The sequence below is a fragment of the Vibrio sp. RC2502 genome, assembly GCF_054850435.1.
Genome location: NZ_CM141453.1, coordinates 2200605 through 2211660, shown reverse-complemented (window position 1 = coordinate 2211660; position 11056 = coordinate 2200605). Strand labels below are relative to the sequence as shown.

General features: G+C 45.8%; 10 protein-coding genes. 3 read left to right on the top strand and 7 right to left on the bottom strand.

The window, feature by feature from the left end:
* Positions 1-97 precede the first annotated feature (97 nt).
* From ACYJZR_RS10345 to ACYJZR_RS10315, 7 genes are all read right to left on the bottom strand, one after another.
* Entirely contained in the window at positions 98-250 is a 153-nt protein-coding gene (locus ACYJZR_RS10345) for a hypothetical protein (protein ID WP_079858441.1), read from the bottom strand.
* 202 nt (positions 251-452) lie between these two features.
* A complete protein-coding gene (locus ACYJZR_RS10340) occupies positions 453-1421 on the bottom strand; it encodes an alpha-L-glutamate ligase-like protein (RefSeq protein ID WP_005457241.1) in 969 nt (322 codons plus the stop codon).
* 3 nt (positions 1422-1424) lie between these two features.
* Entirely contained in the window at positions 1425-2930 is a 1506-nt protein-coding gene (locus tag ACYJZR_RS10335) for an inactive transglutaminase family protein (RefSeq protein WP_005495851.1), read from the bottom strand.
* 11 nt (positions 2931-2941) lie between these two features.
* Positions 2942-3688, bottom strand: coding sequence for an ATP-dependent zinc protease family protein (locus ACYJZR_RS10330; RefSeq protein ID WP_005457212.1), 747 nt, complete (start codon positions 3686-3688; stop codon positions 2942-2944).
* Between the two features lie 221 nt (positions 3689-3909).
* The gene (gene cmoB, locus ACYJZR_RS10325; protein WP_005483112.1) at positions 3910-4881 is read right to left on the bottom strand and encodes a tRNA 5-methoxyuridine(34)/uridine 5-oxyacetic acid(34) synthase CmoB; all 972 of its coding nucleotides are present in this window, start codon (positions 4879-4881) and stop codon (positions 3910-3912) included.
* 112 nt (positions 4882-4993) lie between these two features.
* Positions 4994-5731: a carboxy-S-adenosyl-L-methionine synthase CmoA gene (cmoA, locus tag ACYJZR_RS10320; protein ID WP_005457217.1), complete on the bottom strand. Its 738-nt coding sequence runs from the start codon at positions 5729-5731 to the stop codon at positions 4994-4996.
* 142 nt (positions 5732-5873) lie between these two features.
* Positions 5874-6740: a DUF72 domain-containing protein gene (locus ACYJZR_RS10315; RefSeq protein ID WP_406965131.1), complete on the bottom strand. Its 867-nt coding sequence runs from the start codon at positions 6738-6740 to the stop codon at positions 5874-5876.
* A 273-nt stretch (positions 6741-7013) separates the two neighbouring features.
* Here ACYJZR_RS10315 and aspS point away from each other — a divergent pair, with 273 nt between their 5' ends.
* The 3 genes from aspS to ACYJZR_RS10300 all read left to right on the top strand — a co-directional run bounded on the left by aspS (position 7014) and on the right by ACYJZR_RS10300 (position 11015).
* Positions 7014-8792 (top strand): aspartate--tRNA ligase, encoded by a 1779-nt coding sequence (aspS, locus tag ACYJZR_RS10310; protein WP_406964800.1) that lies wholly within the window; start codon positions 7014-7016, stop codon positions 8790-8792.
* A 128-nt stretch (positions 8793-8920) separates the two neighbouring features.
* Complete coding sequence (gene ruvC, locus ACYJZR_RS10305) at positions 8921-9442, top strand: crossover junction endodeoxyribonuclease RuvC (protein ID WP_005457261.1); 522 nt, start codon at positions 8921-8923, stop codon at positions 9440-9442.
* Positions 9443-9563: 121 nt separating this feature from the next.
* Positions 9564-11015: a methyl-accepting chemotaxis protein gene (locus ACYJZR_RS10300; protein WP_406964802.1), complete on the top strand. Its 1452-nt coding sequence runs from the start codon at positions 9564-9566 to the stop codon at positions 11013-11015.
* Positions 11016-11056: the final 41 nt, after the last annotated feature.

Genomic DNA, 11056 nt, shown 5'->3' with positions numbered 1-11056 from the left:
AACGGGCATAAAATAAGCCGAGGCTGTAGGACGACAGTCTCGGCTTTTTCGTGAGCACTTAGACCAATAGCAGGGAGTATTGGAAATAATCTAAGCGCTATTCCTCTGAAATATCGGTTCCAGCTTCGATAATTTCAGCAAGCTCTTCAAGTGCTTGAACCGAAAGCTCAGACAAACGCTGTAAGTGTTGGTCAAAAGTTTCCTGGTCTACAAGCTGTGGTTCATTATTATTTTTTTCTTTTGTTAGCATCGCCCAACCTCTTTAAGTTGAGTAAGGGGAGTAAACATCATACTCAATGGGCTCAGTAGAAAAGAAACGATCTATGTTGATTCTGTTAGCTCGATCATTGATTCAAATGATGAAACCAGCGAAATGAGATAGGAAGGGGAGTGAAAACGATGGCAGAAAGAAAAAAGCTAGCAACCATGTGCTGATTGCTAGCTTGTAAGGTTTAGAACTTTGGTTTTACACCAAACTGCTCAACCGCGTAGGCTACGCGCTCTATAGGCTTAGGGTACTCCGCTGGAGTGCCGAGGCTTTCAATATGCTTCAAGCGAGGAAGCAATCCTGCTCCGTTCGCGATTTGAATAGCCAAACCAGGACGAGCATTCAGCTCAAGTACCATCGGACCTTCTTCTTTGTCGAGAACCATGTCGGTACCCATGTAACCCAGCCCCGTCATTTCCCAAGCACTTGACGCAAGTTCTAGCAAACGCTCCCAATGAGGCACTTGCAGAGTCGATAAATCTTTACCCGTATCCGGGTGGTGCGTTACTGGTTGGTCGAATTGCACCGCACGAATGGCCTTGCCTGTTGCGATATCAATGCCGACACCGACCGCGCCTTGGTGAAGGTTAGCTTTACCATCAGACGCTGATGTTGAGCAGCGCATCATCGCCATGACAGGGTAGCCTTTAAATACGATGATGCGTACGTCTGGCACACCTTCGTAGCTGAAACCATCGAAGCAGTCATCAAACTTAATCAAGTTCTCAACCACGGCAACATCGTTCTTACCGCCGAGCGAGAACAGCCCCGCCAGTGCGTTACTGATGTGGCGTTCCACTTCTTCTTTGTTGATTGTCGCACCAGAAGGTTTGGTGTACACACCGTCTTTATGCGATGTCACCACCAGAATACCTTTACCACCGCTGCCTTGAGCTGGCTTAATCACAAAACCCGGCCAGTCTTTTACCATGTTGTGGATGGTTTTTACTTCTGCTTGGTTGTGGATCACGCCGATAAGGGCAGGGACGGTTGCCCCTGCAGCTTGAGCGATGATCTTGGTTTTTAGCTTGTCATCCACCAATGGGTATTTAGAGCGATCGTTATAGCGACCAATGTAGCTATGGTTACGCTTGTTCATGCCCATAATGCCTTTGTGGCGAAGTTTTGATGGCGTAGTGTAACGTTCAAACATCGTTTAATCCTCCGCTAGCGGTTTGAAACGACGTAGTTCAGTTAGACGGTAACCAGTGTAAGTACCTAGTAATAGAATACCCGCCAAAACAATTAGCTGTAGGCCGATAAAGTTAAATGTTAAGTGCTGGATATACGAGTTGGTCATCGCCAAGTAAACCAGTACCGCAGTCAGTAGTGAACCACCACCTTGCATTGCTACTTCTTTCGCGCCTTCTTCCTCCCACAGAATCGACATACGTTCGATCGTCCATGACAAGATGATCATTGGGAAGAAGGTGATTGTTAGACCTTCCGTCAAACCAATCTTGAATGCTACGACGGTAAACACCGAGATGATCATAATAACCGTGATAATAACCGCGGATATCCTTGCTACCAGAAGTAAGTTGAGCCGCGATAAATAACTTCGGATGATCAAGCCTGTACCAACAATTAATAGGAAGCCCACAATGCCAGTCACAAGCTGCGTTTGAACGAACGCAACCGCAATCAGTACTGGCATGAACGTACCAGAGGTTTTAAGACCAATAATCACGCGCAGGAACACAACGATCAATGCGCCAATTGGGATCAGCATGATGGTCTTGAACATCGCTTGCTCTTCTAGAGGCAAGCTGTGGATTGATAAGTTAAGCAGGCCATCGGCCTCAACCTTGTTGTTTGTCGCTTGTTGAGGCGTCACTTCTTGTTTGATCATGGAGAAATGAACTTGGCTGTTCTTGCCTCCCACAAGGTCAAGTAACGAAACGTTCGATTCATCCCAAACAAGAAGGTTAGGTTTTACGGCTTTCTGCTCTGAATTTGGCGAGAACAGTACCCAATCTTTTCCAGACCAAACTTGCACCATCGGTTGGATGGTTTGACGACGACGGCCATCTTCAAGCTCGATAACGCCAACAATTTTACTTTGAACGCCTGCTGACAGAAGAATCTTGTGCAGTGCATCGGTGCGGTCAAAATCGTTCAATAATAGAGCGGAGTTTTGGCTGTCTGGATCGTTAAGCGCTTTGATTAACTCGCGTGCAAACGTCACGTTGTCCGCAGAACGGCTCATGGCTTGATCGATGAGGGCGCTTGCTGCCGCTTGTTGCGGAGCGGATAAAGTCGGTGGCGTGATATCGCCAGCAGGAGGCAGTGGTTCCACTTTAGCTTGTGGATCAACTAAGAACTGCGCTTTGTAGTAAATTGTTTGAGGGCCTTTCGCTTGGCGAATCGACCATTCGGCACGGCGACCTGAATCAGAGTTAATGTAAGAAACGCCATAACCAGAAGAAGAAGCAGACTCGCCAATCAGTGTATAACCACTTTGTGTATGAGGAGCGGCAAGAGAAGCTTTCACTTCATTCCCGTTTGCATTGAACTCGATACGAGCCTCTACATCCCACACTTGACGTGTTTCGCCTGGCGTCCAAGGCACGCCGTAATTTTGGTGTCTGAAAACACTCAAAGCAATGCCCGCAACCACCAACAAGATGATTGAAAGGTAAAACGGTATTTTTGACGTCATAATCTACCTTATTATTTTTTATCTTCGTCCGTTTGAATGTATGTACGGCTCACATCAACCAATGCGATGTCGCGCATAAATTCTCTACCTAGTAAAACAGGATGGTTCATGTGGGAGCGATCCGCCAACGTAAATTGCGCTTTTTCATGAATTTTTCCAACTCGCACCCAAAGTTCGACCACTGCGCGACGCTCCAGTTCTTCACTTGTTACTTGACGAATTTTCACATAACGAAGAACAGGCGCTTCGATCCATGTATTTTTCTCTTCTTCTGATTTTGTTGCATCAGCAAGATGGAAACGAACCCAGTTTTTGCCGTTTCTTTCGAATTCTTCAATATCAACTGCATTCAAAGATGATGTAGCCGCACCTGTATCGACGCGAGCATCAAACGTTTGTTTGATGGAGTCGATGGTCACTTTTTCGATCGAACCTAAAACGATGTCATGAGTCGGCGTTGGTTCAATAGGGGCGGGCGCTTGGACAATAATAGGCTCTTTCGGTTTTTTAACCTCTGCCATTGCCTCTTCGCGGAAGGTGCTTAGATCACCTTGTAACTTATCGACTTGGTCTTCAAGGCTGTCGATGTAATCTGATTGGTTACTGATCTGCAGCTCTAAGTTAGTTATGCGATTATTGAAATTCGCTTCTGAAGCTTGAATAGCGGCTAACGTTTCTTGGTGGTACTGTTCGCCTTTGGTAAGTGTGCATCCAGATAATAAGGCGATGGCAACAACCGGAGTCAATCGTATTAACATTGAAAACCTTGGGATTGGATTAAGTTGTTTGTTTTTTAAGAGTTTAGCTTATATCGATAAAGGCTCACAAGTAAGAATCTTTCTCTATCTCTTATTGAGTGAGGAATAGTGATGAAAAGCTAATAATCAAGGATGCAAAGCGCACCCTTGATGAGAATAGAAGAGAGGGTAATGTCTTAATGGCAGGAAAGAGTTAAGACAATGTCAGAAATCTCAGTTAATTATGGCTTACGTGCTACCAGCACAGCGCGGCGTGGTGCCGGGTAGCCTTCCACTGTTTTGCTTGGATCGTTTGGATCTAAGTAATCTGGTAGAGAGTTGTGTGTCATCCAATCTGTTGTGCGTTGCTCATCAACTGAAGTCACGTTCTCATCCACAATATGAACATCTTCAAAACCAACCAGTTCTAGCCATACTTTTAGTGCTTTCGCAGACGGGAAGAAGTACACATTGCGCATTTGAGCGTAGCGTGAGGTCGGCACAAGTACTGCGTTTTCATCGCCTTCGATTACCAAGGTTTCCAATACTAACTCACCACCAGAAACCAACTGATCTTTTAGTTGAATCAAATGGTCAAGTGGAGAACGACGGTGGTAGAGAACACCCATGCTGAACACGGTATCAAACGCTTCCAGTTTAGGCAGTTGTTCAATACCCAGCGGCAGTAGGTGCGCACGTTGGTCGCCGCCCATGAGTTTGCGAATTGCTTCAAACTGGATCAGGAACAGGTGAGACGGATCGATACCCACGCAAAGACGAGCACCTTCGCCTAACATGCGCCACATGTGGTAACCATTGCCACAACCCACATCGAGCACGCTGCGATTTTTCAGTGGAGAAATGTGTGGAAGTACGCGATCCCATTTCCAGTCGCTACGCCACTCGGTATCGATATGAATGCCGTGCACCGTGTATGGACCTTTGCGCCAAGGGTGGAAAGTACGCAGTAAGTTTTCTAGCTTTTTCAGTTCGCCTTCATGGAAAGGCGTATCGTTGCTGATGGTTACAGAGTTCTTGATATCAACTTGATCTGGTGAGCCTTCTGGAATTTTGTTCAGTGCTTTCAACCAGCGACCAAAGTCACCGTGCTCTGCATTTTGCCAGTCCGTTAACTGTTGTGGTAACACATTCAGCCAAGGTTGAAGACGCGTGTCTTGGGCAATCAATTGGTAGAAATTTGCAAAGTTAAACATAGTTAGTTAATCGCTGAGTTGATGATGTAATTAAATGAGTGAAAGCGCCGCCAAAGGCAGCATCAGTACTTGCCTGCTTGAGTACAAACTGAACTGGGTTCGACCGCGAACCTTACTTAATCGCGAACATAGAACCGAAGTTAAAGCATTGGAACCAAACGTCGTAGCTAGAGAAGCCAATTTTTGCGAAACGTTCTTTGTGGTCTTTTTTAGAGTCCGGACGCATTACGTTTTCGATTGCGCTACGTTTTTGGCTGATTTCCAATTCGCTGTAACCGTTGGCACGTTTGAAGTCGTGGTGAAGGTCAATGAGTAACTCATTAGACACTTCATCTTCGAAAACGAATTTCTCTGACAGAATCAAAATGCCACCAGGACGCAGGCCCGCGTAGATTTTTTCAAGCAGCGCGTAACGGTCTTCTGGTGATAAAAACTGGAGCGTGAAGTTCAATACCACGACAGATGCATTTTCAATTTCGATATTACGAATATCGGCTTCGACCACAGTTACTGGCGTGTCGCTGCGATAAGCGTTGACGTGTAACTTACAACGCTCAACCATCGCTGGAGAGTTGTCTACTGCAATAATTTTGCAGCCTTCTTGCTTGATATGACGACGCATAGACAGCGTAGCGGCACCCAAAGAACAACCTAAGTCGTAGATGTTTGAGTGAGGCTTCACAAAGCGTTCTGCCAACATACCGATTGCAGAAATGATATTGCTGTAACCCGGCACCGATCGCTGAATCATGTCAGGAAAAACTTCCGCTACGCGTTCATCGAACGTGAAATCCCCAATTTTATCGATTGGAGCCGAAAAAATAGTATCTGGATTGCTCTTAGGGTTCATAACCAAATCTCTGCATACAAGCTGACGGGGCGATTCGTCTTCAAAAAACTAGTTAGTCTAGTCTTCAAAAACGTCAGGCATCAAAAAAGGCGCGTATTTTATGAGAAATTCGCGCCTCTGTCATGCGTTGAGCAAATTATTGTTAGAACATCTGTAACTGCGAGTTGCCATCATTGGCAGGGAAGGGGGCTAAATCTGGCAGGGCGACATGCTTTTGTAGATTCTTGTAAATGTTCGCTGCCAGCTCAGGCGCAATAATATTGTCTGCTGTGTGAATCATCACATATGGTTGTTTACCTTCCGCAATCCATTGTGGCAATTTACTTAGCCAAGGCACAAAGAAGTCGTAATTTTTTTGTTCTTCCGGATGGCCAATAAAACGAATCATCGGGTGTGAAGCGGTTGCAATCGCATGAACGGGAACTTTGGGCTTCTTCATTTGAGCATCAATGATGGCTTCATTGTTAGGCTTTGCCGCAAACACAGGGCGGCTATCCATGATTATTCGGTCAATACCGTTTTCCACCAACCACTGATTAAGCGCTCGCTCTTCCTCGCCTTTAGAGAAAAAGGCCATATGACGTACTTCTACGCCCAGTGGAAAGTTAGGCGGGAAACTGGCGCAAAACTTTTTCAAACGTTCAAGATACTCTGGGCCAAAAGCTGCTGGGAGTTGGATCGTCCATTGACCGACGCGCTCATGCAGGGGCTCCATGATTTTCATAAAATCACGAAGTTGCTCGTTGTAACCTCTTAGCATTTGTTCATGAGTGATAGCCTTAGGGAGCTTAAACGTAAACTTAAAATCGTCGTGCGTTGCCGCTTTCCAATTTTGCACCGTGTTGTGTGTCGGCGTGGCGTAAAAGGTGGTATTTCCTTCCACAGTATGAAATACCTGAGCGTATTTTTCTAAACGCTCAGCAGGTTTAGTTCCACTACCGTAAAAGCTTTGTTGCCATTGGTTGTGAGACCACATGGTTAAACCAAGTCGAAGGGGTAAATTATCCATCATTCTTTATTGTTTGTATCTCCTGTACGCACTTTACGAGAGTTTTGCTGAAATAGGTAATTTAGCGCTATAATCAGCACCAATTTTTTCGCTTTGGTGGGCTTTTGAACATTTGTTGTACTAAAAACCACCAGGGAATGATAAAACACACTTAATTGTATGTTGAGTAGTCGATTTTCATAGACTTTCAGCGTATAACGGAATCTTTACTCTGCTCGGCAATGAGGCTGACAGAGCGTAGTTAACAATATTTGAGAGATTGGGAATTTCATTATGCGTACCCATTACTGTGGTCACCTGAACAAGTCCCTTGCAGGACAAACTGTAGAACTTTGCGGCTGGGTTAACCGTCGTCGTGATTTAGGCGGTCTTATTTTCATTGATATGCGAGATCGTGAAGGCATCGTTCAGGTAGTTGTAGATCCAGATATGGCGGATGCGTATGAAGTGGCTAACACACTTCGTAATGAATTCTGTATTAAATTGACGGGTGAAGTTCGCGTTCGTCCAGAAAGCCAAGTAAACAAAGACATGGCAACAGGTGAAGTTGAGATCCTGGCGAAAGGTCTTGAAATCATCAACCGCAGTGACGTTCTGCCTCTAGACTTCAACCAAAATAACTCAGAAGAGCAACGTCTGAAGTACCGTTACCTAGATCTACGTCGTCCAGAAATGAGCGACCGTATCAAGCTACGTGCTAAAGCGTCTAGCTTTGTTCGTCGTTTCCTAGATGACAACGGTTTCCTAGACATCGAAACACCAGTACTAACCAAAGCGACGCCAGAAGGCGCGCGTGACTACCTAGTACCTAGCCGTGTTCACAAAGGCAGCTTCTACGCGCTTCCTCAGTCTCCACAGCTATTCAAACAGCTGCTAATGATGTCTGGTTTTGACCGTTACTACCAAATCGTTAAGTGTTTCCGTGACGAAGACTTGCGTGCAGACCGTCAACCAGAATTTACTCAAATCGATATCGAAACGTCATTCATGACGGCTGATCAAGTTCGCGAAGTAACTGAAAAAATGGTTCGTGAAATGTGGCAAGAGCTACTGAACGTTGACCTAGGTGAATTCCCAGTAATGCCATTTAGCGAAGCGATTCGTCGTTTCGGTTCTGATAAGCCAGACCTACGTAACCCACTAGAGCTAGTAGACGTTGCAGACCTAGTAAAAGACGTTGAGTTCAAAGTATTCTCAGGTCCAGCGAACGACGAAAAAGGCCGCGTTGCAGTTATCCGTGTACCAGGCGGTGCAGAGTTAACTCGTAAGCAAATCGACGGCTATGCAGAATTCGTAGGTATCTACGGTGCAAAAGGTCTAGCATGGATGAAGGTTAACGACCGTGCGGCAGGTGTGGAAGGTATCCAATCTCCTGTAGCTAAATTCCTAAGCGAAGACGTGATCAACGGTATCCTAGATCGCACTCAAGCGGAATCTGGCGACATCATTCTATTTGGCGCAGACAAAGCTAACATCGTTGCGGAAGCACTAGGCGCACTTCGTCTTAAACTAGGTAAAGACCTAGGTCTGACTAAAGAAGGCACTTGGGCTCCTCTATGGGTTGTTGACTTCCCAATGTTCGAGGAAGACGACGAAGGCAACCTACACGCGATGCACCACCCATTCACATCACCTCTAGGTGTGACAGCGGAAGAGCTAAAAGCGAACCCAGCAGTAGCGAACTCAAACGCATACGATATGGTGCTAAACGGCTACGAAGTGGGCGGTGGTTCTGTACGTATCCACAACGCAGAAATGCAAGCTGCGGTATTCGATATCCTAGGTATCGATGCAGAAGAGCAACAATTGAAATTCGGCTTCCTATTGGACGCTCTAAAATTCGGTACGCCTCCACACGCTGGTCTTGCATTCGGTCTAGACCGTCTAGTCATGCTGCTATGTGGTACTGAGAACATCCGTGATGTTATCGCGTTCCCGAAAACAACAGCAGCGGCGTGTTTGCTAACAGATGCTCCAAGCATTGCAAACCCAGCGGCTCTAAAAGAACTAGCGATTGCGGTAACTGCAGCGAAAGCAAAAGACGCAGAATAAGCGCACAACAATTAAAGAAAAAACTCCCGCACCTGCGGGAGTTTTTGTTTTAATGGGATATATCCAAACGACTTAAGAATGCTTGGGTTTAGATTCCAATAAAAATAGCGAGTTATTTAGGACGCTTCATGTCAATTATTTTGGGTATTGACCCAGGTTCTCGTATTACTGGTTATGGCGTTATTCGCCAGCAAGGCCGTCATCTGCAATATCTCGGCAGTGGGTGTATTCGTACCTCAGAAAAAGAATTGCCAGGCCGGCTTAAGCAAATCTATGCCGGCGTTACGGAAATCATCACCCAGTTTCAACCAGACGTATTTGCAATTGAGCAAGTGTTCATGGCGAAAAATGCCGATTCTGCTCTAAAGCTAGGGCAGGCTCGCGGTAGTGCGATCGTTGCGGCGGTGAATGCGGATCTTCCTGTGTATGAGTATGCTGCACGTCTAATTAAGCAAGCTGTAGTGGGAACTGGTGGTGCAGACAAAGTGCAAGTTCAGCACATGGTGCAGCACATGTTAAAATTACCTGCGAAGCCTCAAGCCGATGCCGCGGATGCACTCGGTGTGGCAATTTGTCATGCCAATACGAACAAGACCTTGGTTGCGCTCGCAGGCAAAGCAAGCAGTGCGAGAAAAGGGCGTTATCGCTAGACTCTCACTGTACTAAAAATGAGACACCTCAGACAGATTTAAGGAATAAATTTGTTGTGAAAATGTTACAAAACTATAGTGGTCGGATGTCTAATAAGAAATCAATCAAGGAAGATTGAACATGAATCCAGCCACGCTGTGGCGCAGTGTATTTATGCCGCGCCAACCTCAATGGACGAGAACGCAACAACGTCAAGCTGACATCCTCTCTTTATTTACCTTCATCGCTTTTCTGGTCGGAATTTATAGCTTAATTAAGTGGTTCAAGCATGGACACGAAAGCTTGATCTTAACTTCTGTCATTCTGATTACTCTTGAGCTTCTTTCCGCTTCTAGTCTCAAATGGTTTAAGCAACCTGCGTTATCACTTAACCTTGGTTTTGTCGGGATGTCGGTGCATGCACTCAATATCATTTATCAAAGTGGTGGTGTGGTTGATTCAACTCAAACTTATTGGGTGCCTTTGTTGGTTGTCGCTTTCTTCTTATCTGGCACTCGTCTTATCGCTATTGCTTGGAGTGGCGTGGTGATTGCCATTTCCGCCTTAATGACACATCAGCATGTTTCGGGTTTTGAGTTTCCTCAACTGGTATTATCGGAAGCTTCTCAGCGACTAGAAATTTGGTCTGGTACCGTATTGCCGCTGGTGGTGATTTGTATCGCTCAGGCATTTACTGCTAAGCAACGTGATGATGCGATTGAAAATGCCGAAGCAGCAAAAGTCGAGAGTGAGCAAGTCGCCAAAAAAGCAACAGAAGGCGAACTGCATCTGGCTGAAGTATTGGAACAAGCTAATTTAAATTCGACAGAGCTGAAATCTGTTTCGCTAACGCTTGATGAGCAATCATCGCAGTTGGATGAGCAAGTCAATGCGCTCAACGTGAATAGTGAATCTCAAGCAAGCGCGGCAGAGGAAATGAGCCAACAAGTACATCACATGGCCACAGGGATTGAAGAGTCGAGCAAGTTTGTGGAAGAGCTGCGCGAGAAGAGTGAAGACGTTCATCAACAAGCAGAGAAAAGCTCTGAACTGCTAGAAGATTCTACTCAAGCCATTAGCCAGATCATTACTACCCATGAAGAAATCATGAAAGTGGCAGACTTGATTACCTCTGTCGCAGAGCAAACCAACTTGCTGGCTTTAAATGCGGCAATCGAAGCGGCGCGAGCAGGAGAGCAGGGCAGAGGTTTTGCTGTGGTTGCCGAGCAAGTACGAGAGCTATCTGCGAAGAGCAGCCAGTCCGCTATTGAGATTCGACACTTACTTGATCGTAGTGAGCAAGAAGTGAAGCATGGCCAAGACGTGGTGACATCAAGCACCGAGAGGATGAACACTATTATTCAGCAAGTGACGACGATATCTCATGACGTACAAAGTTTATCAAGCATTATGGCAACGCAAATGACAGCGCTAAAAGAACTTGATGAAGCGAGTAGCGAAGTGGCGAATGGTGTAGTGAATACAAAATCCATTGCCGAGATTGTGGCTCAATATGGCAAAGAGCTTAGCGGTCAAGTTGTTGCTGTCCGGACGCTCACACAACAACTTGATCAAGTTGTCTCAAAAATCTAACCCCACAGCATAAAGGACTGGATGTCTATCCAGTTCTTTAT